Annotated in this window: 17 protein-coding genes and 1 tRNA gene; 10 read left to right on the forward strand and 8 right to left on the reverse strand. The window is 68.3% G+C overall.

The annotated features are described in order from the left end of the window. Nucleotides 1-2 precede the first annotated feature (2 nt). From nadD to ARC23_RS08875, 4 genes are all read left to right on the forward strand, one after another. Nucleotides 3-668 carry a nicotinate-nucleotide adenylyltransferase gene (gene nadD / locus ARC23_RS08860; protein ID WP_057496912.1) on the forward strand — a complete coding sequence of 222 codons (666 nt, stop codon included), beginning with the start codon at nucleotides 3-5 and terminating at the stop codon, nucleotides 666-668. Nucleotides 669-726: 58 nt separating this feature from the next. Next, complete coding sequence (gene rsfS / locus ARC23_RS08865; protein ID WP_053520119.1) at nucleotides 727-1,137, forward strand: ribosome silencing factor; 411 nt, start codon at nucleotides 727-729, stop codon at nucleotides 1,135-1,137. Nucleotides 1,138-1,201: 64 nt separating this feature from the next. After that, a complete protein-coding gene (gene rlmH / locus ARC23_RS08870; RefSeq protein ID WP_057496913.1) occupies nucleotides 1,202-1,672 on the forward strand; it encodes a 23S rRNA (pseudouridine(1915)-N(3))-methyltransferase RlmH in 471 nt (156 codons plus the stop codon). A gap of 22 nt (nucleotides 1,673-1,694) precedes the next feature. After that, nucleotides 1,695-1,771: transfer RNA gene (locus ARC23_RS08875), tRNA-Asn, on the forward strand. A 99-nt stretch (nucleotides 1,772-1,870) separates the two neighbouring features. Here ARC23_RS08875 and ARC23_RS08880 read toward each other — a convergent pair. The 4 genes from ARC23_RS08880 to ARC23_RS08895 form a co-directional block, all read right to left on the reverse strand. Then, nucleotides 1,871-3,292, reverse strand: coding sequence for a basic amino acid/polyamine antiporter (locus tag ARC23_RS08880; RefSeq protein ID WP_057496914.1), 1,422 nt, complete (start codon nucleotides 3,290-3,292; stop codon nucleotides 1,871-1,873). A 104-nt stretch (nucleotides 3,293-3,396) separates the two neighbouring features. Continuing rightward, nucleotides 3,397-6,192 carry a TonB-dependent receptor gene (locus ARC23_RS08885; RefSeq protein ID WP_057496915.1) on the reverse strand — a complete coding sequence of 932 codons (2,796 nt, stop codon included), beginning with the start codon at nucleotides 6,190-6,192 and terminating at the stop codon, nucleotides 3,397-3,399. A 190-nt stretch (nucleotides 6,193-6,382) separates the two neighbouring features. Next, the gene (locus ARC23_RS08890; protein WP_057496916.1) at nucleotides 6,383-7,039 is read right to left on the reverse strand and encodes an energy transducer TonB; all 657 of its coding nucleotides are present in this window, start codon (nucleotides 7,037-7,039) and stop codon (nucleotides 6,383-6,385) included. Nucleotides 7,040-7,256: 217 nt separating this feature from the next. After that, nucleotides 7,257-7,994 carry an SIMPL domain-containing protein gene (locus tag ARC23_RS08895; protein ID WP_057496917.1) on the reverse strand — a complete coding sequence of 246 codons (738 nt, stop codon included), beginning with the start codon at nucleotides 7,992-7,994 and terminating at the stop codon, nucleotides 7,257-7,259. A gap of 129 nt (nucleotides 7,995-8,123) precedes the next feature. On the opposite strand from ARC23_RS08895, the gene ARC23_RS08900 reads away from it, so the two are divergent. The 4 genes from ARC23_RS08900 to tldD are packed head-to-tail and all read left to right on the forward strand — an operon-like array spanning nucleotide 8,124 to nucleotide 15,621. Further along, the gene (locus ARC23_RS08900) at nucleotides 8,124-8,732 is read left to right on the forward strand and encodes a Maf family nucleotide pyrophosphatase (protein WP_057496918.1); all 609 of its coding nucleotides are present in this window, start codon (nucleotides 8,124-8,126) and stop codon (nucleotides 8,730-8,732) included. Continuing rightward, nucleotides 8,725-10,212, forward strand: coding sequence for a ribonuclease G (gene rng / locus ARC23_RS08905; protein WP_057496919.1), 1,488 nt, complete (start codon nucleotides 8,725-8,727; stop codon nucleotides 10,210-10,212). Before ARC23_RS08900 ends, rng begins: the two co-directional genes overlap by 8 nt. 30 nt (nucleotides 10,213-10,242) lie before the next feature. Beyond that, nucleotides 10,243-14,118: a YhdP family protein gene (locus ARC23_RS08910; protein WP_057496920.1), complete on the forward strand. Its 3,876-nt coding sequence runs from the start codon at nucleotides 10,243-10,245 to the stop codon at nucleotides 14,116-14,118. Nucleotides 14,119-14,175: 57 nt separating this feature from the next. Beyond that, on the forward strand, nucleotides 14,176-15,621 hold the full coding sequence (gene tldD / locus ARC23_RS08915; RefSeq protein ID WP_057496921.1) for a metalloprotease TldD: 1,446 nt from the start codon (nucleotides 14,176-14,178) through the stop codon (nucleotides 15,619-15,621). Between the two features lie 41 nt (nucleotides 15,622-15,662). Here tldD and yjgA read toward each other — a convergent pair whose 3' ends face one another. Continuing rightward, a complete protein-coding gene (gene yjgA, locus ARC23_RS08920; RefSeq protein WP_057496922.1) occupies nucleotides 15,663-16,268 on the reverse strand; it encodes a ribosome biogenesis factor YjgA in 606 nt (201 codons plus the stop codon). Nucleotides 16,269-16,336: 68 nt separating this feature from the next. On the opposite strand from yjgA, the gene pmbA reads away from it, so the two are divergent. Beyond that, entirely contained in the window at nucleotides 16,337-17,704 is a 1,368-nt protein-coding gene (gene pmbA, locus ARC23_RS08925) for a metalloprotease PmbA (RefSeq protein WP_057496923.1), read from the forward strand. An 87-nt stretch (nucleotides 17,705-17,791) separates the two neighbouring features. Beyond that, on the forward strand, nucleotides 17,792-18,163 hold the full coding sequence (locus tag ARC23_RS08930) for a DUF4870 domain-containing protein (RefSeq protein WP_057496924.1): 372 nt from the start codon (nucleotides 17,792-17,794) through the stop codon (nucleotides 18,161-18,163). Between the two features lie 110 nt (nucleotides 18,164-18,273). On the opposite strand, the gene ARC23_RS08935 is transcribed toward ARC23_RS08930, so the two are convergent. From ARC23_RS08935 to tilS, 3 genes are read right to left on the reverse strand one after another with little or no spacing between them, the layout of a single operon-like run. Then, nucleotides 18,274-19,152 carry a polyprenyl synthetase family protein gene (locus tag ARC23_RS08935; RefSeq protein WP_057496925.1) on the reverse strand — a complete coding sequence of 293 codons (879 nt, stop codon included), beginning with the start codon at nucleotides 19,150-19,152 and terminating at the stop codon, nucleotides 18,274-18,276. Next, entirely contained in the window at nucleotides 19,142-19,402 is a 261-nt protein-coding gene (locus ARC23_RS08940) for an exodeoxyribonuclease VII small subunit (protein ID WP_005410522.1), read from the reverse strand. Before ARC23_RS08940 ends, ARC23_RS08935 begins: the two co-directional genes overlap by 11 nt. A gap of 36 nt (nucleotides 19,403-19,438) precedes the next feature. Continuing rightward, on the reverse strand, nucleotides 19,439-20,725 hold the full coding sequence (gene tilS, locus ARC23_RS08945; protein WP_238985223.1) for a tRNA lysidine(34) synthetase TilS: 1,287 nt from the start codon (nucleotides 20,723-20,725) through the stop codon (nucleotides 19,439-19,441). Nucleotides 20,726-20,933 lie beyond the last annotated feature (208 nt).

Below are 20,933 nucleotides of genomic sequence, written 5' to 3' on the forward strand. Positions count from 1 at the left end.
CAGTGAGCCTGCGGATCTATTACGGGGGCACCTTCGATCCGGTGCACCTGGGGCACCTTGCGATTGCCCGTGCCGCCCGTGACGAGCTGCAGGTGGCGGTGCGCCTGCTGCCGGCTGCCGACCCGCCACATCGCGCAGTACCCGGCGCCACCGCCGAACAGCGCTGCACCATGTTGTCGCTGGCGATCGGCGATGAACCCGGCCTGCTGCTGGACCGGCATGAGCTGGATCGCGCGCAGCGCTTTCCCGGACGCCCGTCGTATACCGTCGACACGCTGCGCGAGCTGCGCGGCGAGCTTGGCCCGAGCCGGCCGCTGGCCTGGCTGGTCGGTGCCGACAGCCTCCTGGGCCTGTCGCGCTGGCACGAATGGGAGGCCTTGTTCGGGCTGGCCCATTTCGTGGTGGCCGAGCGTCCCGGCAGTCCGCTGCAGGGGGCGATCGACGGTGAGCTCGGCCGCGCCCTGGATGGTCGTTGGACCGACAATGAACAGGCCTTGTTCGCCAGCCCGGCCGGGCGGATCCTGCGCCTGCACCATCCGCTGCGCGAGGAATCGGCCAGCGCAGTACGCGCGCAGATCGCCGCCGCTGGGCCCTGGCGCGCGCTGCTGCCCCCCGCCGTGGCCGATTACGTGGCCGCCCACGGCCTGTACCGGCCAGCAACGCCGTGAATGCCGCCGCCGCGGCTTGCCCGTATAATCGCCCCCACGTTTATCGAGTCGATCCACTTTGAGCAACCAGACCCAGCCCCAGACCATCAAGGTCGATCTGCCCAGCCCGCCGCCGTCCGTGCCGGAACTGCTGGCCAGCGTCCGCCAAGCTACCGAAGACCTCAAGGCCAAGGACCTGGTCGAGATCGATGTACGCGGCCGGTCCAGCGTTGCCGATTACCTGGTGATCGTCTCGGGCACCTCCACCCGCCACGTCAAGTCGATCGCCGATGAAGTCGTGCGCTTCGCCAAGAAGATCGACGTGATGCCGCTGGGCGTGGAGGGCGAGCGCGAAGCCGAGTGGGTGCTGGTCGACCTGGGCGACGTGATCGTGCATGTGATGCTGCCGCGCGTGCGTGAGTTCTACGCCCTCGAGCGCCTGTGGACCGTCGGCGACCAGCCGCCGTCCAGCGACGACGAAGTGGCCTGAGCCGCACGTTGCTGCATCCCTTCGACGGCGCCGATGGCGCCGTCGACGTTTTGGAGATCCCTTGATGAAAGCCCGCCTGATCGCCACCGGTGAACGCGCGCCCAGTTGGGTCGCGCAGGGGTTTGCCGAGTACCAGAAGCGGTTGTCGCACTGGCTGCCGTTCGAACTGGTGGAAATCGAGCCCGGCCTGCGTGGCAAGGGCCGCGATGCGCGCCGCGCCACCGAGGACGAAGGCAAGCGCGTGATCGCCGCACTGCCGAAGAACGCCTATGTGGTGGCGCTGGATGTGCCGGGCCGCCAGCTCAGCTCCGAACAGCTGGCCCAGCGCCTGGAACACTGGCGCGGGCAGGGCAGGGACCTGGCGTTCCTGATCGGTGGCCCGGAAGGGCATTCGGCGGAGGTCTCCGCAATGGCCGACGAGAAGTGGTCGATCGGGCCGTTGACGCTGCCGCACATGCTGGTGCGGCTGGTGGTGGCCGAGCAGCTGTACCGGGCCGCCGCAATGATTGCCAATCACCCCTACCATCGCGCGTGAAGAGTGGTTATACTAGTCGTCTGCCCGAATAGCTCAGCCGGTTAGAGCACTTGACTGTTAATCAGGGGGTCGTTGGTTCGAGTCCAACTTCGGGCGCCACCTTGAGAAACCTGCATCGCGAGATGCAGGTTTTTTTTGCGTCGTTGTAGAGCCCAGTCATGCTCGGCTTCGAGGATGATGCCGAGCGTGGGCTCGGCTCTACAGTGCCAGCTCACCTCTGCAGAACGCCACCAGCGTGGTGATCGCCACCAGCACGATGGCGCCGAACAGCACCCACTCCCAGCGCGTGAATACCGGCTCGCCGCGTTGGCGCCGGGTCAGCGCGAACAGTACGACGCCGGGAACGTACAGCAGCACCGACAGCAGCAGGTTGTGCAGACCGCCGGCATACACCAGCCACAGCGCATAGGCGCTGGCCAGCAGCGCGGCCACCAGATCGCGCCAACGCACGCCCGGCTCACCCGCGTAGGCGTGCCCGCGCCAGGCCAGTTGCACGGCGAAGGCTGCGGACAGGAAATAGGGCACCAGGCTCATCGAGGCGGCCAGCAGCACCAGGCCGGTATAGCTTCCGGAATTGAACAGCACCAGCAGCAGGAACAGCTGGATCAGGCCGTTGCTCAGCCACAACGCGTTGGCTGGCACGCCGCGCGCATTGTCGCGTCCCAGGAAGGCGGGCATGGTGCCGTCGCCGGCGGCGGCATACAGCACTTCGGCACACAGCAGCACCCAGGCCAGCAGCGCGCCCAGCACCGAAATGATCGAGCCGGCGATGATCACCGTCGCGCCCCATTCGCCGACGATGGCACGCAGCACGTAGGCCATCGATGGGTTGGGCAGCCCGGCCAGTTCTGCCTGCGACAGCACGCCCATCGACAGCAGGCTGACCAGCACCAGCAGCAGCCAGACGCCGAGGAAGCCGATCACCGTGGCACGGCCGACATCGGCACGGCGAGCCGCGCGCCGCGAGTAGATGCTGGCACCTTCGATGCCGATGAACACCCACACGGTGACCAGCATCATGCCGCGCAGTTGCTGGCCGAGCTCGCCGAGTACAGGCGTGCCGAAGAAGTCGGCGCGGAACACCTCCATGCGGAACGCGCCGGCGGCCAGCACCAGGAACAGCGCGATCGGCAGCAACTTGGCCACGGTTACCAGGCCGTTGATGATGGCGGCGGTACGCAGGCCGCGCAGCACCAGCAGGTGCACGGTCCACAGCAGCAACGATGACGCAGCGACCGCGGCGGCCGTGTTGCCTTCGCCGAAGACCGGCAGGAAATGGCCCAGCCCGCTGAAGATCAGCACGAAGAAGCTGGCGTTGCCCAGCACCGAAGCCACCCAGTAGCCCCAGGCTGCGGAAAAGCCGATGTAGTTGCCGAAGCCCTCACGGGCGTAGGCGTAGATGCCGGTGTCCAGGTCAGGACGGCGGTTGGCCAGGGCCTGGAACACGAAGGCCAGCATCAGCATGCCCGCACCGCTCAGAACCCAGCCGATCATCGCGGCGGCCGGGCCGGCACTGCGGGCCACGTTCTGCGGCAGCGAGAAGATGCCCGCCCCCACCATCGAACCCACGACCAGTGCGGTCAGTGCAGCCAGGCCGAGACGTTGGGTGGAAGCGGGCATGGACGGAGCTCCAGTCAGGGACTGCATCATCGCCGTTGCCGCGTGTGCACAAAAGCAAAGGCCCGGGGGAACCCGGGCCTTTGCAGGTCACGCGCCGCGATGGATCAGCGGAAGGTGTACTTGGCGCCCACGGTGAAGTAACGGCCCAGTGCACCGGAGAAGTGCATCGGGTTGTAGTTCACGCCGCCGTAGGTGGTCGGATCGAGCGGTGCGATGCGGTCGAACACGTTGGCCACCGAGGCATTGAGCTCGAAGGCGTCGGTGATGTTCCAGCGGCCGGACAGATCGAAGGTGGTGAACGAAGAAATCTTCGTCACCGGCGTGCCGTCCTCGTAGAACGCCTGGTAGTCGCCGCCACGCTTGTCGGTGTTGTCCATCTTGCTGATGTAGTTGGCAACACCGCTCACGCTCCACGCACCCTGCTTCCAGGTGGTGCCGAAGTTGATCTTGTCCTTCGGCGTACCGATGCAGTTGGTCACGTCGCAGTTGCCGTGCGTGCCGGCATAGTCGACGGTCTCATCGCCTTCGGTGCGCTCGAACTTCAGGATGTGGCTCCACTGCAGGTCCAGCTCCAGCTGGCCCGGGCCGATGTCGAAGGTCTGGCGGATATCGGTATCGATACCGCGGACCCGCGACGAGCTGGCATTCACGTAGCCGGTGTTGACGGCCAGGATGCTGCCCGAGTTGGGCACGCCACCGATGTTGTTGGAGTCACGCAGCACATTGCCGGCGAGGATGGCGGCTGCGGTGTTGCCCTGCACGATCTCGTTGGTGCGCTTGATCTGCCAGGCATCGACGGTCATCGAAGTGGTCGAGGTCGGCTGCAGCACCAGGCCCACCGAGTAGCTCTTGGACTCTTCCGGCTTCAGGTCCTTGTTGGGGCGGGTGATGATCGCGATCGAGCGCGGCGTGCACTCACCGGCATCGATGGCGCAACGCACCGGATCGCGGGCGTTGGAGAAGGCGGCCAGGCCACCGTCACCGTTCTCGGCCGGGTTCGGCGCACGGAAGCCTTCGGCGTAGCTGGCGCGCAGTGCGATCCAGTCGGCCGGGGTCCACTTCACGCCCAGCTTCGGCGTGGCCTTGCCTTCACCGCTTTCGTACTTGTCGTAACGCACGGCGCCGGACAGTTCCAGCTGTTCCAGCACTGGTGCCGACAGTTCGACGTAGCCGGCGTACACGTTCTGGGTGCCGTCGTAGGCCGAATAGCCCAGGCCGATGATGTCACCCTGGTCGGTGTAGGTCTGCGGGGTCAGGCTGTTGCTGGTCTTGCGCCACTCGGTACCGATGGCCAGGCCCAGCGGACCGCCCTTGAGGTCGGCCAGGCTGCGCGAGACGGTGAAGTCGAACATGTCCAGGCTGGACTTGGCACGCGCGCTGATGGTCGGCGAGATGTAGTCGTACAGTGCCTGCGAGTTCAGGTTGGCGTTGTCGCCGATGCGCCAGGTACCGCCGGCGCAGTTCGGGTTGCCCAGCGCGCACAGCACCGAGCTGTAACGCAGGAAGCCGGTGCGCTTGTTCACCAGGTCGGTGCCCGAATGCAGGTAGGCGGTGTCATAGCTCCAGTCGCCCCAGTTGCCCTTGACGCCGACCAGGAAGCGATTGAACTCGTTGGTATTGTTGGTCACGCGCGGGCCGACGTCCCACGCGCTGTAGCGCAGGCGCGCCGCATACGGCAGCGGGTTGTCCGGATGGCCGGCATAGAGCATCGTCGCGCCGTCACCGCTGCTGGCATTCTTCGGGCCGCCGGGGAAGCCCCAGCCGCCGGAAACACCCGACGGGGTATTGCTGAAGATGGTTTCCTTCTTCGAGTAGCCGATCTCGGTGTAGACCTCGCCGCCTTCACCGAAGGCGAAGGTCGCGCGGCCGAATACGTTGATGTACTTCTCTTCCGGGGTCAGGTCACGGAACTGCTGGGCCGGATCCCACAGGCAGCCCTGGGCCGCCGAGGAGGCTTCGGTCTGGCCCGGGATGGAGCTCAGGTTGGCGCAGCCCGGCAGTGCCACCAGATGCGGCGACGGCGAATCATTGTTGAACACCGAGCCGTTCGGGCCGACGCCGCCGTTGGTACGGCCGCTGAGGTAGGCGCCGCCGAGGAACTGCGCGTCGGTGGCGTCATAGCCCCACTGGCGCGTGTCGCCGGTGCCGATCCACTTGCGGTTCTTGCGGTCGCTGATCTTAATCGCGTCGGACTTGCCGACATCCAGGCTGAAGAATGCGTTCCAGCCATCCTTGGACAGGTCGCCGGTACCGGCGGTCAGGGTCGCCTTCTTGGTATCGCCGTCGCTGTCACCGGACAGGCCGTAGGACGCACGCAGGATCGCACCTTCGAAGTCGCTGCGCAGGATGATGTTGACCACGCCGGCGATGGCATCGGAGCCGTAGATCGCCGAGGCGCCGTCCTTCAGCACTTCCACGCGCTCGACGGCATCGAGCGGAATGGTGCTGAGGTCGGTGAACACCTTCTGGCCGTCGTCGGCCAGGCCGTAGGTCGCCATGCGGCGGCCATTCAACAGCACCAGCGTCGAGCCCGCACCGAGGCCGCGCAGCGAGATGCCGGCGCCGCCACCGGCGAAGCCGTTGCCGAAGGTCTTGGGAATGGAGCCGGCGCCGTCGGCGGTGATCGTCTGCAGGTACTCGGCCAGCGTGGCCTTGCCACTGCGGTCGATCTCCTGGCGGCTCACCACCTGCACCGGGGACGGCGTCTCGGTGTTGGTACGCGGGATGTTGGAGCCGGTGACCGTGATGCGGTCGAGGTTGGTGGCTTTGTCCTGCGCGAAGGCGGAGGAGGAAGCGACGGCGCCGGCCAGCAGCAGGGCGCCGCCGGTGAGGATGTGGGTGATGGACGATGCCAGGGTGGTGCGGCGGCGGCTGGCGGGCCGTTGGATCGGGTGTTTCACAGCTTCTCTCCTAACTGGAAAACCGTAGCGTTGAGGGCTGTCGCCGGATCAATACCGGGACGCGCCAATCTAGGTTTCCAGCGAGTGACGACGCCGTGAAATTTTGCTTAATCAGTAACATCTGGACGAGAAAGACCCCCTTCGCCTCGCCATCGGGGCCGGCCCGGGTCCCGCCGGGCCGGCCACCGGGTCAGTCGGGCAGGGAGAACTGCACCGGCACCAGGCCAATGGCCGGAACCGCCGCGCCGTCACGCAGGGCAGGCTCAAAACGCCAGTGCCGGAGCACCTGCTGGCGGGCGGCCTGGTCGAGGGTGCGCGAGCCACTGCTGCGTTCGATGCTCACTGCGACCGGCTGGCCGCGGCCGTCCACCTCCACCCGCAGCAGCACCGTGCCCTGCTCGTGATTGCGCAGGGCCTGGATCGGGTAGGCCGGCGGCGGGGCGCTGAGGTACTGAAGCTGGGCGCCGGCCACGGGTGCCGAGCGGTCGATGGTCGTCGCCGCCTGCACCGGCGCGGAGTCGGCGGCGGGGGTGACGATGCCCTGTGCTTCCTCAAGCGTGGCGGTCGGCGGCGGCAGCGGCGTTGCTTCCCTCGGCACCGTCTGGTGCTTGGGCACCACGTCCACATCCACGTGCTTCGGTGGGCTGGGGGGCGCGGGCGGCGGCGGCAGTTCCCTGGGAATCAGCCGCACCGTGGTGTTGTCGCGCGGCAGCGCGGTGATGGCCTGGTAGGTGGCCGGGATCAGCAGCAACAGGAACGCGAGCAGGTGCAGGGCGATGGCCGCACTCCAGGCGGCGACGCGGGCGGGGTCGAAATGCGCGGATGCAACGGGATACGTACGAACCATGGTCCACCTCCATGCCAGTGACGAAGTCCTCAACGCACCAGGGCCCGTGGCGGGGTTGCCGCACGCGGCTGGCAGTCCATCAGTAGCGCGGTGCGACGGCCACTGCCTAGAGGCAGGGTTCGATTCGTTGAGCTGGCCTTCAGCCTGCGCCGTCGTCACGCATGAAAAAGGCGGGCCCCCTGCGGGACCCGCCTCTGCGCAGCGGACCGCGAGGCGATCAGCGACCCAGTTCGAACACCACGTCCAGGTTGACCGACACGGTGGATTCGCCCGGGGCGACCGGGGTGACCTTGTCCATCGCCGCGCCGGCGGACATGGTCCGCATCATCGGCACCGGGCGATAACCACCGCCGGCGTTTTCAGAGATGCTGACAATGCGGCGCACCTGCAGGCCCAGCGACTTGGCATAGGTCTGGGCACGGTCCTGGGCCTTCTTCAGTGCGGCCAGGCGGGCTTCGTCATACACCGGTTCGGGCTGGTCGATCTCGAAGCTGGGGCCGTTGATCTGGTTGGCGCCCTGTGCGGCCAGCGCATCGAGCACCTTGCCGAGCTTGGCGATGTCGCGGACCTTCAGGCTGACCGTGTTGCTGGCCTGGTAGCCGGTGATCTTCGGCGCTTCGTTTTCGGCGTAACGGTACTGCGGGTTGAGGCTGACGCCGCTGGTCTGCACGTCGCGCTCGGCGATGCCGGCGGCCTTGATCGCTGCCAGCACCTTGTCCATCTGCTGGGCATTCTGGCGCATCGCGCTGTTGCCGTCGGCGGCCTGGGTGACCACGCCGGCCGACAGCGTGGCCACGTCCGGCACGCGGGTGGCTTCGGCGTTGGCCGAGATGTTCAGCAGGGTGCCTTCGGCCGGGGCGGCGATCGACGGCGACGACGGAGCGGCATGGGCGGTCATCGAGGTTCCAAGGGCGAGGGACAGGGCAAGCAGCAGCGGGGTGGCGGTCAGGCGCATGGGATCTCCTTGTTGTGCGGTGAGGGTGGTGTCGTAGCGATGAACGCGCTGTGAGCCCGTGCGGGGTTGAACGCATTCCGGAACGGGTTGCCGACGATTCAGGTGGCGGCCTCAGGTTATGCTGTGCCGATGCTCTATCTTGCTTCCCGCTCCCCCCGACGCAACCAGCTGCTGGCCCGACTCGGACGTCCCTTCCAGGCCTTGGACCTGGAGGTCGTCGAGCAGCGTGCGGCGACCGAAAGCGCCGAACACTATGTCTGCCGGGTTGCCGCCGACAAGGCGCGTGCCGGGCTGGCCCAGGTGCTGGCTGACGACCCTCAGGCGCGGGTGCTGGGCTCGGACACCGAAGTGGTGCTGGACGGTGAAGTGTTCGGCAAGCCGGCCGATGCGGCCGATGCGCGCGCGATGCTGGCGCGCCTGGCCGGGCGTACCCACCAGGTGATGACGGCCGTGGTGGTGGTCGGCGCCGACGGCGTGGACAGCGAGCTGGTCATTTCCGAGGTGACCTTCGCCCCGATCGCCGCGGCCGACATCGCCGCGTACGTGGCCACCGGCGAACCGCTGGACAAGGCCGGTGCCTACGCCATCCAGGGCGGGGCCGAGCGCTGGATCGAACATCTTTCCGGCAGCTATTCCGGCGTGATGGGGCTGCCGCTGCTGCACACCGATCGTCTGCTGGCACGCTGCGGCGTGCCGGCTCCTACTGCCGATGCCGCCAGGGAGGCTGCCGATGTCTGAAGAAATCCTGGTCAATGTGACCCCGCGCGAGACCCGGGTTGCGGTGATCGAAAATGGCATGCTGCAGGAACTGCACATCGAGCGCGGCTGGCGCCGTGGCGTGGTCGGCAACATCTACCGGGGCAAGGTGCAGCGGGTCATGCCCGGCATGCAGGCGGCCTTCGTCGAAGTCGGGTTGGAACGCGCGGCGTTCCTGCATGCAAACGATGTGGTGCGTCCGGCGCCGGTGGCCAGTGCCGATACCGAGAACACCACGCTGCCGCCGCCGGCCAGCGTGCCGATCGTGGAGCTGCTGCGCGACGGCCAGGACATCGTGGTGCAGGTGGTGAAGGACCCGATCGGCACCAAGGGGGCGCGGCTGACCACGCAGATCAGCATTCCCTCGCGCTACATGGTGCTGCTGCCGCAGTCGAAGGTGGTGGGCGTGTCGGCGCGCATCGAGGATGAAGCCGAACGCGCGCGGCTGAAGGCACTGGTGACCGAACTGTCGGCCCAGCACGGTGGCTATGGCTACATCGTGCGCACCAATGCCGAAGGGCAGCCGGCCGAAGCCATCGCCGAGGACATCGCCTACCTGTCACGGGTGTGGAACGTGGTCGAGCGCCGCGGCCGCGAAGCGCCGCCGTGCAGCATCATCTATGAAGACCTGAGCCTGCCGCTGCGTTCGGTTCGCGACCTGATCCGCAAGGACGTGGACAAGGTGAAGGTGGACTCGAAGGAGACCTTCGCCCAGCTGCAGGCCTTCGTGGCCAAGTACATGCCGGTGCTGGCCGAGAAGATCGAGCTGTACTCCGGCGACCGCCCGATCTTCGACATGTTCGGCGTGGAGGACGAGATCGGCCGCGCGCTGGACAAGCAGGTACCGCTGAAGTCCGGCGGCTATCTGGTGATCGACCAGACCGAGGCGATGACCACCATCGATGTGAACACCGGTTCGTTCCTCGGCCAGCGCAATCTGGAAGAGACCGTCTTTCGCACCAACCTGGAAGCGGCACAGGCGGTGGCCCGCCAGCTGCGCCTGCGCAACCTGGGCGGCATCATCATCATCGACTTCATCGACATGGACGATGCCGAGCATCGCCGCCAGGTGCTTCGCACCCTGGAAAAGGCGCTGGCCCGCGACCATGCCAAGACCACGGTGTACGACTTCTCGCCGCTGGGGCTGGTGGAGATGACGCGCAAGCGCACGGTCGAAAGCCTGGAGCGCCAGCTGTCGGAAACCTGCCCGCAGTGCAGTGGCCGTGGCAGCATCAAGACCACCGAGACGGTCACCTACGAGATCTTCCGCGAGATCACCCGTGCGGTGCGCCAGTTCGATGCGGCGCGCCTGCTGGTGATCGCCTCGACCAAGGTGGTGGCGCGGATCACCGACGAGGAGTCCTCGGCGGTGGCCGAGCTGGAGGAATTCCTCGGCAAGAGCATCCGCTTCCAGGCGGACGAGCAGTACCTGCAGGAGCAGTTCGATGTCGTTCTGCTCTGATCCTCGCCGGCTGCAGGCCGGCGGTGGCCGATGAGCGCGCCACCGCGCCTGCGACTGCGAAGGATCCGCCGTCATTTCATTGCCGCCTGTGCGGTGGGCCTGGTCGGGCTTGCACTGCTGGTGGGCACGCTCAGCCAGCTGTTGCCGCTGGCCGAGCGTCATCCCGACAGGATTGCCGCCTGGCTGAGTGAACGCGCTGGCCAGCCGGTGCGTTTCGACCAGCTGCAGACCGCCTGGACCCGGCGCGGCCCGCTGCTGCAGCTGAAGGGCCTGCGGATCGGCGCCGGCCAGGGCCTGGCCATCGGCGAGGCCGAGGTGCTGGTGTCGATGTACAGCGGCCTGCTGCCCGGGCGCTCGCTGACCGAGCTGCGCCTGCGCGGCCTGGCATTGGACCTGCAACAGGGCGAGGACGGCCGCTGGTCGGTGCGTGGGCTGCCGCAGTCCAGCAGCGGGGGGGACCCGCTGGACGCGCTGCGACGGCTCGGCGAGCTGCAGGTGATCGAGGGCCGCCTGGGCGTGCACGCGGCGCAGCTGGGCATCGATGCCACGTTGCCGCGCATCGACCTGCGCCTGCGGGTCAACGGTGACCGCCTGCGGGTGGGCGTGCGCGCGTGGGCGCAGGCGGACGCCCTGCCGCTGACCGCGGTGCTGGACGTGGACCGCAGCCATGGCAACGGCCAGGCCTGGCTGGGTGCCGATCCCGTTGATTTCCATGCCTGGTCGCCACTGCTGGCGGCCGCCGGCGTGCGCCTGCGCGAAGGCAAGGGCGAATTGAACCTGTGGCTGACCCTGCGTGATTTCGTGCCGGTGGCGGTGACCACGGATTCGGACCTGCGCGACGTACGCATCGATGGCGCACCGATACCCGGCATGGCGGCGCCGCAGCTGCAGCTGCAGCGATTGCAGGCCCGCCTGCGCTGGCAGCGCCAGGCCGAGGGCTGGGCGCTGCAGGTACCGCGGCTGCGGCTGAAGAATGAAGACGGCGAGCAGCGCCTCGATGGCCTGCAACTGCAGATCGGCAAACAGCTGCAGGTCCGCTCCGGTGAAGTGCAGGCCGGCATCGCGCTGCGTGCGCTGGCCCTGAGCGACCGCCTTGAGCCGGGCCTGCGTCGCTGGCTGTTCCTGTCCAGGCCGCAGCTGGACGTGCGCGCGTTGCAGCTGTCGGGCGAACGCGATGGCCCGTTGTGGGCGCAGGGGGAACTGCAGTCGCTGGGCTTTGCCAGCGTCGGCAATTCACCGGGCCTGCGCGGCCTTGGCGGGCGTTTCGAAGGCGATGCCGAGGGTTTCAGCCTGCAGCTTCAGCCGCAACGGCAGCTGCAGTTCGATTGGCCGACCGGCTTCGGCGTGCGCCATGACCTGCACCTGGCCGGGCAGATCGTGGGCTGGCGCGACGAAGGCGGTGGCTGGCGCATCGGCACTGCCGCGATGCGCGTGGAAGGTACCGACTATGCGGCCGACGTGCGCGGTGGTGTGTGGTTCCAGGGTGACGGTACGCGGCCGTGGCTGCAGCTGGCGGCCAAGCTGGACGACGTGCCGATGACCGCGGCCAAGCGCTTCTGGATCCACTCCAGGATGAGCAAGGGTGCCACCGACTGGCTGGACATGGCGCTGGCCGGCGGCGAGGTTCGCAATGGTATCGGCCTGGTCAGTGGCGATCTGGACGACTGGCCGTTCGACAACCACGATGGCCGCTTCGAGGCCACCGGCCACATCACCCAGGGTGAGATCCGCTTCCAGCACGACTGGCCGTTGATGAGCCAGGTCGATGCCGACATCGCCTTCATCGGCCCCGGCTTCGACATGCGCGGACGCGGTGATCTGGCCGGGGTGGCGGTGCAGACCTTCGAAGCGGGCATTGCCGACTTCGGCCAGCAGCCCCTGTATGTGCGCGCCGATGCGCAGAGCGAGGCCGGCAAGCTGCTGGCGATGCTGCGGCAAAGCCCGCTGCACAAGGACTACGGCGACACCCTGGACAATCTCACCGCTGCCGGCCCTGCGCACGTGACCTTCGATCTGCTGCAGCCGCTGCACCACGATGAAGGGGGCGGCCACCTGCAGGGCACGGTCGATCTGGCCGGCGTGAAGCTGGTCGACAAGCGCTTCCAGCTGGCGTTCGACAACGTGCACGGGCAGGCGCGCTACAGCAATGGCGGCTTCGATGCCGAGGAACTGTCGGTGCGGCATCTCGGCCAGGACGGCCGCCTGACCCTGCGTGCCGGTGGCTACGTGCGGGACAGCAGGCTGGCCTTCGAATCGCAACTGTCGGCCCACCTTGACGCCGGGGTGCTGTTCGACCGTGCGCCGGAAATGGCCTGGCTCAAGCCCTATATCAACGGCACCTCGCCGTGGACCATCGCGGTGAACCTGCCCAAGGTGGCACCAGGGGCGCCTGCGCCCGCCAGCGAACTGCGGTTGAGTTCGGATCTGGTCGGGACCCGCCTGGACCTGCCGGCGCCGCTGGACAAGCCGGCCACCGAGCCGCTGGCGACCACGGTGGCCGCGCAGCTGCCGATGGGCGCCGGCCGCATCGACGTGGCGTTCGGCCAGCGCCTGGCCCTGGCCGCGCGCAGCCACAACAACCAGACCGGCGTCCAGGTCACGCTCGGCAGCGACCGTGTCGACCGCGAGCCGCCGCCGAGCGGCCTGACGGTCAATGGCCGCAGCCCGACCCTGGACGCACTGGAGTGGATCAGCCTGGCCCGCGGAGGCAGCGACGATGAAGCCATGCCCCTGCGCGCAGTGGACGTGCAGGTCGGCCAGCTGAAGCTGATCGGCGGCGTGTTCGAGCAGACCCGGTTGCAGCTGCGCCCGGGCGCGCAGGCGCTGGACGTGCGCCTGGATGGCCCCTCGCTGGCCGGCCGCCTGACCGTGCCCAACGCCGAAGGCGGCACCATCAGTGGCCAGCTCGACCGCGTGCACTGGCAGTCGCTGCCGGCGGCACCGGGGGCGACGGCGGCACCGGCACGGGTGCAGGCCGGTGCCAATGACATGGACCCGGCAAAGTTGCCACCGTTCGCGCTGGACATTGCCGACCTGAAGTTCGGCAAGGTGGTGCTGGGCCAGGCGGTGCTGCGCACGCGTCCGCTGGCCAACGGCCTGAACGTGGACGAACTGCGCTTCCGCGCGCCGGACCAGGAAATCGACATCAGTGGCCGCTGGCTGGGCCGCAGCGGCGGCGCCCGCACCGAACTGACCGCACAGGTGCGCAGTGAGGACCTGGGCGGGCTGATGCAGAACCTCGACTATGGTGGCCAGTTGCGCGGTGGTTCCGGCCAGGCGCAGCTGCAGGCCTCCTGGAGTGGCGGCCCGTCGGACTTCCAGCTGGCCAATCTGCAGGGCAGCCTGGACCTGCATGCACGCAATGGCCAGCTGCTGGAGCTGGAGCCGGGGGCCGGCCGCGTGCTGGGCCTGCTGAGCATCACCCAGCTGCCCCGCCGCCTGATGTTCGACTTCCGTGACTTCTTCTCGAAGGGCTTTGCGTTCAACCAGATCGACGGCCGCATGCAGTTCGGCCAGGGTATGGCGCGCACCGACAAGGTGCTGATCGAGGGCCCGGCGGCGAACATCACCATCCGCGGCCAGGCCGACCTGCGCAACCAGCAGTTCGACCAGACCATCGACGTCAACCCGCGCGCCGGCAACCTGCTGACCGTGGTCGGCGCGGTGGCCGGTGGCCCGGTGGGGGCGGCGCTCGGCGCGGCCACCAATGCGGTATTGTCCAAACCGCTGGGCGAGATTGGCGCCCGTACCTACAAGGTGACCGGTCCATGGAAGGAACCGAAGGTGGAAGTGATCGAACGCAGCCGCGACAAGACCCCGCCAGCGCCAGCGCCAGCGCCAGCGCCAGCGCCAGGACCGGCGCCGGCCATCCCGCCCACCGTCACCGACCTGCCGCGCTCGCGCTGAGCCCGGCCTCCCGCCCACGGGGTTGCCTGAGCGCCCCCGCATCCCCAGATCGAGACCATGACTGATATCGCCCTGACGCTTGCCCAAGACCGCCTGCTGCGCCCCGGTGGCCTGGATACCGCCGGCCTGGAGCGCGCCTTCGGCCAGTTGCTCGGCCCCGGTGTCGATTTCGGCGACCTCTATTTCCAGCATGCCCGGCGCGAAAGCTGGAGCGTGGAAGACGGCATCGTCAAGGACGGCGCCCATTCCATCGAACAGGGCGTGGGCGTACGCGCCATCGCCGGTGAGAAGACCGGTTTCGCCTATTCCGATGACATCCACGCCGACGCGCTGCTGACGGCGGCGCAGTCGGCACGTGCGATCTCGCGCGAAGGAGGGGCCCAGTCGGGTCGTTCGCTGCTGCGCGGCACGGCACGCGCGCTGTACCCGGCGCTGGACCCGATCGACGGCATCGGCAACGAGGCCAAGGTCGAGGTGCTCAAGCGCCTGGACGGTTACCTGCGTGCGGCCGATCCGCGGGTGAAGCAGGTGATGGTCAGCCTGTCCGGCGGCGTCGACACCGTGCTGATCGCCCGCAGCGATGGCGTGCTGGGCGCCGACGTGCGCCCGCTGGTGCGCCTGAACGTGCAGGTGATCGTCGAACACAACGGGCGCCGCGAATCCGGCTACTCCGGTGGCGGTGGCCGCTTCGGCTACGACGAGCTGTTCGCCGGCGGCCGCCCGGAAGCGCTGGCCCGCGAGGCGTTGCGCCAGGCACTGGTGAATCTGGAAGCCGTGCCGGCCCCGGCCGGGGTGATGCCGGTGGTGCTGGGCCCGGGCTGGCCCGGCGTGCTGCTGCATGAAGCGGTCGGCCATGGCCTGGAAGGCGACTTCAACCGCAAGGGCACCAGCGTCTATGCCGGGCGCATCGGCGAACGCGTGGCGGCGCCGGGGGTGACGATCGTCGATGACGGCACGCTGGATGGACGCCGTGGTTCGTTGAACATCGACGACGAGGGCCATCCGACCCAGTGCACCCCGTTGATCGAGGACGGCATCCTGGTCGGCTACATGCAGGACAGCCTCAATGCGCGGTTGATGGGCATGGCGCCCACCGGCAACGCACGCCGTGAATCCTTCGCGCACCTGACCATGCCGCGCATGACCAACACCTACATGCGCGCCGGCCAGCACGATCCGCAGGAGATGATCCGTTCGGTGAAGAAGGGCCTGTACGCGGTGAACTTCGGCGGCGGCCAGGTCGACATCACCAGCGGCAAATACGTGTTCTCGGCCACCGAGGCCTACCTGATCGAGGATGGCCGCATCACCGCGCCGGTGAAGGGCGCGACGCTGATCGGCAACGGCCCGGAAACCATGCAGAAGGTGCGCATGATCGGCAACGACCTCGCCCTCGATGAGGGCGTGGGCGTCTGTGGCAAGGACGGGCAGAGCGTGCCCGTGGGTGTCGGCCAACCCTCGCTGTTGATCGAGGGCATCACGGTCGGCGGTACCCAGGCCTGAGCCGGGCCATGGCCGCGGCCAGCGCCCTGGCCGGCGCGGACTCAGTCCGTGCCGGCGTCGTCGAGCATGCCGTCGGCGTCGGCGTCGGCGTCGGCGTCGGCGTCGCTGGCGGTCTTCAGGCCCAGCGCGGCCGGCAGCATCAGCCCGCGCAGCACCTGGTAGATCTCGCGGTAGGCGCGTGGCGGCTTGTTCTTCGCCTTTTCGGCCTGGGCGTTGCGTACCAGCGTACGCAGCTGCTGGCGGTCGGCCTGCGGGTAGTCGTCCAGCAGGGCGGCCAGCGCTGTGTCGCCGTCGGCCAGCAGGCGCTCGCGCCAGTCTTCCACGCGGTGCATCATCGCCACCTCGCGGCGGCCGGTCTCGCTGTTGGCGTCCAGCGCATCGCGGATCGCCTCCAGCGTGGCCTCGTCCTCGCGGCGCATGTGCTTGGCCAGGAACGCCAGCTGCCGCTTGTGGGCGATGTGCGCGGTGATCCGCTTGCACTCGGCGATGTGCGGCAGCAGGTCCTCCGGAATCGGCAGGCGCGCCAGCTGGGCCGGGGTCAGCGACACCAGCTTCTCACCCAGGGCCAGTACTTCCAGGGCTTCGCCGCGCTTCTGCTTGCGGCTCTTGTCAAGGAATTCACCGGTTTCTTCGTCGCGTCCGCGCATCGTCCACACCTGCTTTCAAAAAAAGTCGCCCGGCGTGATGCCGGGCCCAACCTGCACAGGATAAAGCATTGAACGTGATCGCCCCTGAAGTCGCCGTCGGTGACGACAGCCCGGCCCGCCTGGAACGGCTGGCCGATCTTTCCCAGCAGCTGCTCGACCGCGCCCGCGCGCTGGGCGCCAGCCAGGCCGAAGTCAGCTGCAGCGAGGACCGTGGCCTGGATGTCAACGTCCGCCTGGGTGAGGTGGAGACCGTGCAGTCCACCCGTGACCGCGGCATCGCCGTTACCGTCTATTTCGGCCAGCGCAAGGGCAGTGCCAGCACCGGTGACCTGAACGAGAGCAGCCTGGCGGCCACCGTCGAGCAGGCCTGCGCGATCGCCCGGCATACCGAGCACGACTCCGCCGCCGGCCTGGCCGAGGCCGCATTGATGGCCACCCACTTTCCGGAACTGGACAGTTGGCACCCGTGGGCGCTGCAGGCCGATGAGGCGGTGGACCTGGCACTGGCGTGCGAGAACGCCGGGCGCGAGGCCGACGCACAGATCCGCAACTCCGATGGCGCCTCGGTGTCGAGCATGCAGAGCCTGTCGGTATACGCCAATTCGCATGGGTTCATCGGCCGGGAGCGCGGCACCCATCATTCGATCGGCTGTGCGCTGATCGCCGGCCAGGGCGATGGCATGCAGCGTGACGGCTGGTACACCAGCGCGCTGGCGCGCGAGGACCTGGAGGATGTGGGCCGGGTCGGGCGCCAGGCCGCCGAGCGCACCGTGGCCCGCCTGCAGCCGCGGTCGCTGGCGACCGGCAGCATGCCGGTGCTGTTTGCCCCGGAAGTGGCGCGCAGCCTGGTGGGACACCTGCTGACGGCGGTTTCCGGCGGCGCGCTGTACCGCCAGGCCAGCTTCCTGCTGGACAGCGTCGGCCAGCGCCTGTTCCCCGAGTGGATGCAGATCGACGAACTGCCGCACCTGCGCCGTGGCCTGCGTTCGGCGGCCTTCGACGGTGATGGCGTGGCCACCCGCGCCTCGGCGCTGGTCCGCGACGGCGTGCTGCAGCGCTACGTGCTGGGCAGCTATTCGGCGCGCAAGCTGGGCCTGCAGACCACCGCCAATGCCGGCGGCGTGCACAACCTGCAGCTGGCTGCCAATGCGGGCTCGCTGCACGAGATTGCCGCCCGGATGGGCAGTGGCCTGCTGGTGACCGAGCTGATGGGGCAGGGCGTGAACGGGGTGACGGGTGACTATTCGCGCGGTGCTGGCGGCTTCCGTGTCGAGAACGGCGAGATCCAGTACCCGGTGGACGGCATCACCATCGCCGGCAATCTGCGCGAGATGTTCAGCAGCATCGAGGCCGTTGGCAGCGACGTCGACCTCCGCTCGCACATCCGGACCGGCTCGATCCTGCTCGGACGAATGACGATCGCCGGTAATGATTGATGGCGTTGATGGCGTAAGCTATGCCCGCCTGACGCGATCAGCCTGGTGCTGATAGGTCAAGACCACCCAATGAAAAGGAGTTTTGTCGTGAGTGAATTCGATAACGTCCCGCCGCCGCCGGCCACCACTACTGCGCCGGCCGACCAGCGCACGATGGCCCTGGCCGCCCACCTGCTGGGCATCTTCACCTGGTTCATCGGCCCGCTGATCATCTGGCTGATCAACAAGGATGATGCCAGCAAGGCCTTCGTCACCGACCAGGCCAAGGAAGCGCTGAACTTCCAGATCACCATCACCATCGCGATGCTGATCTGCATCGTGCTGACCATCGTGATCATCGGCGGCATCCTGGCGCCGATCGTCGGCATCCTGAACCTGGTGTTCTGCATCATTGCGGCGGTGAAGGCCAACAACGGCGAAGCCTATCGCTACCCGTTCGCGCTGCGCCTGGTCAAGTAAGACCGTCCGCATGTGAACTGAAAACGCCCGGCACTGCCGGGCGTTTTTTTGTTGGCGCTCGCACCCGGCCATGCCCGGCGCGCGCAGCGTGACTGCATCAGCGCCTGCGGTCAGTGATCGCGTTCCACCGCCAGTGTCGCCAGCGCGCGCAGCGCATCGGCCTCTTCGCCGTAGCCGGCCAGGCTGGACTGCATGCGCGCGGCCAGTTCGCGCAGCTGTGCCTTGGCGCCGTCCATGCCGAGCAGTGCGGGGAAGGTGCTCTTGTCCTGCGCCTGGTCCTTGCCGGCGGTCTTGCCCAGCTGTTCGGAACTGGCTTCGACATCGAGGATGTCGTCGCGCACCTGGAACGCCAGGCCGAGTGCGTCGGCGAAATGATCCAGCTGGGCCAGCTGCGGCTCGTGGGCCTGGCCGCACAGCGCACCCATGCGCACTGCCGCACGGATCAGCGCGCCGGTCTTCAGCGCGTGCATGCGGGTCAATGCCGCCAGCGTCTGCTGCTGGCCGGTGGCATCGATATCCAGGGCCTGCCCGCCGCACATGCCGGACGCACCGGACGCGTGGGCCAGGGTCTGCAGGCAGGCCACGCGCAGGGTGGCCGGCAGCGGCGCATCGGCCAGCAGGCCGAAGGCCCGGGTCTGCAGCGCGTCGCCGGCGAGGATCGCCGTGGCTTCGTCAAAGGCGATGTGCGTGGTCGGCTTGCCACGGCGCAGTGCGTCGTCGTCCATCGCCGGCAGATCGTCATGTACCAGTGAATAGGCGTGGATGAGCTCGACGGACATGGCCGCCGCATCCAGGCTTTCCGGCTGCGCACCGAACAGGTGGCCACTGGCGTAGACCAGCAGCGGGCGCATGCGCTTGCCACCGCCCAGCACCGAATGGCGCATGGCCTGGTGAAGGCGCTGCGGTGCTTCGGCAGGCGAGGGCAGGGCGGCGTCGAGCTGGCTTTCGATACGGTCGCGCCAGCGCGCGAACAGAACCTCAGCCGTCATGGCTGGGCGGATCGAAGGGCTCGGATGCTTCCGGCTGGGCCGGATCGCTGAGCAGGCGCACGCGCAGTTCGGCCTGCTCCAGCGCCTGCTGGCACTGGCGATACAGACCGACGCCACGTTCGTAAGCGCTGAGCGAGGCTTCCAGGCTCAGCTCGCCGGTTTCCATCTGCTCCACCAGCTGCTCCAGCGACTCGAGCGACTGCTCGAACTGGGCGACCGGGGAGGCGTTTTCGGGGGACTTCTTGGCCATGCGGCAAGTGTGGACGGGCTGCGCGCGGGGGTCAATTCACCAGCCACCAGGACGCCACTGCAGCCGCGCGCCCCGGGCCTGCAGCCACGCCTGCAACGGCGCGCTGATGACCACATCGGCGGCAGCCAGCAGTTGCCCGTCCTCAAACAGCAGCGGCAGCTGCGCGCGCCGCCACGGTGCGAGGTGTTCGCGTTGCAGACAGTCCTTCAGTGCGTGGGAATGCTGACGGCCCGGCAGCAGGATGCGCTCTCCCCCCAGCCGCGCACGGACCTGCAACGGGCGTGTGAACCTGTCGGCACCGTGCAGGCACAGCTGGCCGCCGTCGGGCAGCGCCAATGGCGCGTGGCCATCCCATGTGACCTGCCAGCCGGCGGGCAGGTCCGGCAGCCGTGCAGGCAGCAGGTAGGCGTGGTCGCGCCATTGCTGGATCGCATGGTCGTGCCAGCGGACCTGTGCCTGACGGTCATTGGCTGCCGGCAGCAGCTCATCCAGTGCCTGCAGCAGCACCGTGGCCGGCAGCGGCGGCGCGCCGTGGCCCAGCACCCAGGCACGCAGCACGCGCGCGGCACGGCCCGGCGAAACCTGGCGCAGCAGTTGCAGCGACAGCACGCGCGGTGCGACTTCCAGATGTGCGATCAGTTCGGCGTCTTCTTCGTCCAGCAGGTCGCGGGTCTGCCGGCAGTGCGTTGCGCTTCCGGCCAGTGCCCCCGCCGCGTGCGGCCAGCGCTGGCGCAGCAGCGGTAGCACGTGCAGGCGCAGGAAGTTGCGATCGGCGAGGTCTTCGGTGTTGCTGGGGTCTTCGATCCACTGCAGCGCGTGCTGCCGGGCGTAGCCGAGCAGCGCACTGCGCGGCGTCGGCAGCAAGGGGCGCCACAGGCGGTGCGCACCGAGACGACTGTCCTCGGCCATCGCAGCAAGGCCATCGACGCCGGCGCCGCGAAGTGCGCGCAGCAGGAACGTCTCGGCCTGGTCGTCCTGGTGCTGCGCCAGTGCCAGCGTTTCGCCGTCGCGCAGTTCGGCCGCGAACGCGGCGCGTCGCGCCTGCCGCGCCGCGCCTTCAAGGCCGAGGCCCGCGCGGTTGTCGACCTGCACGCGGTGCACGGCCAGCTCAATGCCCCAGGCGTCGCATTGCTGCTGGCAGTGCAGCACCCAGTCATCCGCATCGGGCTGCAGGCCGTGGTGCACGTGCACTGCGCGCAGGGCGGTGCCGGAAGTCTGCGCGCAGCGCAACAGCCAGTGCAGCAGCACGGTGGAGTCGACACCACCGCTGTAGCCCACCAGCAGCGGCGCATCCAGCGGAACGAGGGCAGGGAAGGCTGTCACGGCGGCAAGTATAGGGTTGCCCGGCAGGGCTGCGCCCTGCACCCGCTGTGATCCAGAGCAACAGCAACAGCAGAAGCAGAAGCTGGTTTCCTGAGGGTAGGCGGGGTGGGGCCGGTTGCGGGGGCCGCTGCAAGTACGTCCATGTAAGCTCGGTCGCCGCATCCATGCGGCTCACGCCCCCGCAACCGGACCCACCCCGCCTTCGCCA

Origin of the sequence: Stenotrophomonas beteli (assembly GCF_001431665.1) — a bacterium.
GTDB classification, from domain to species: Bacteria; Pseudomonadota; Gammaproteobacteria; order Xanthomonadales; family Xanthomonadaceae; genus Stenotrophomonas; species Stenotrophomonas beteli.

Excerpts from the sequence above, each read along its gene's own strand:
- ARC23_RS08895 (WP_057496917.1), bottom strand. The coding sequence starts at position 7,994 with ATGCGCCTGACCGCCACCCCGCTGCTGCTTGCCCTGTCCCTCGCCCTT.
- ARC23_RS08880 (WP_057496914.1), bottom strand. The coding sequence starts at position 3,292 with ATGCCCGCTTCCACCCAACGTCTCGGCCTGGCTGCACTGACCGCACTG.
- ARC23_RS08900 (WP_057496918.1), top strand. The coding sequence starts at position 8,124 with ATGCTCTATCTTGCTTCCCGCTCCCCCCGACGCAACCAGCTGCTGGCC.
- rlmH (WP_057496913.1), top strand. The coding sequence starts at position 1,202 with ATGAAAGCCCGCCTGATCGCCACCGGTGAACGCGCGCCCAGTTGGGTC.
- rng (WP_057496919.1), top strand. The coding sequence starts at position 8,725 with ATGTCTGAAGAAATCCTGGTCAATGTGACCCCGCGCGAGACCCGGGTT.
- tldD (WP_057496921.1), top strand. The coding sequence starts at position 14,176 with ATGACTGATATCGCCCTGACGCTTGCCCAAGACCGCCTGCTGCGCCCC.
- ARC23_RS08935 (WP_057496925.1), bottom strand. The coding sequence starts at position 19,152 with ATGACGGCTGAGGTTCTGTTCGCGCGCTGGCGCGACCGTATCGAAAGC.
- ARC23_RS08910 (WP_057496920.1), top strand. The coding sequence starts at position 10,243 with ATGAGCGCGCCACCGCGCCTGCGACTGCGAAGGATCCGCCGTCATTTC.
- ARC23_RS08940 (WP_005410522.1), bottom strand. The coding sequence starts at position 19,402 with ATGGCCAAGAAGTCCCCCGAAAACGCCTCCCCGGTCGCCCAGTTCGAG.
- ARC23_RS08890 (WP_057496916.1), bottom strand. The coding sequence starts at position 7,039 with ATGGTTCGTACGTATCCCGTTGCATCCGCGCATTTCGACCCCGCCCGC.
- yjgA (WP_057496922.1), bottom strand. The coding sequence starts at position 16,268 with ATGCGCGGACGCGACGAAGAAACCGGTGAATTCCTTGACAAGAGCCGC.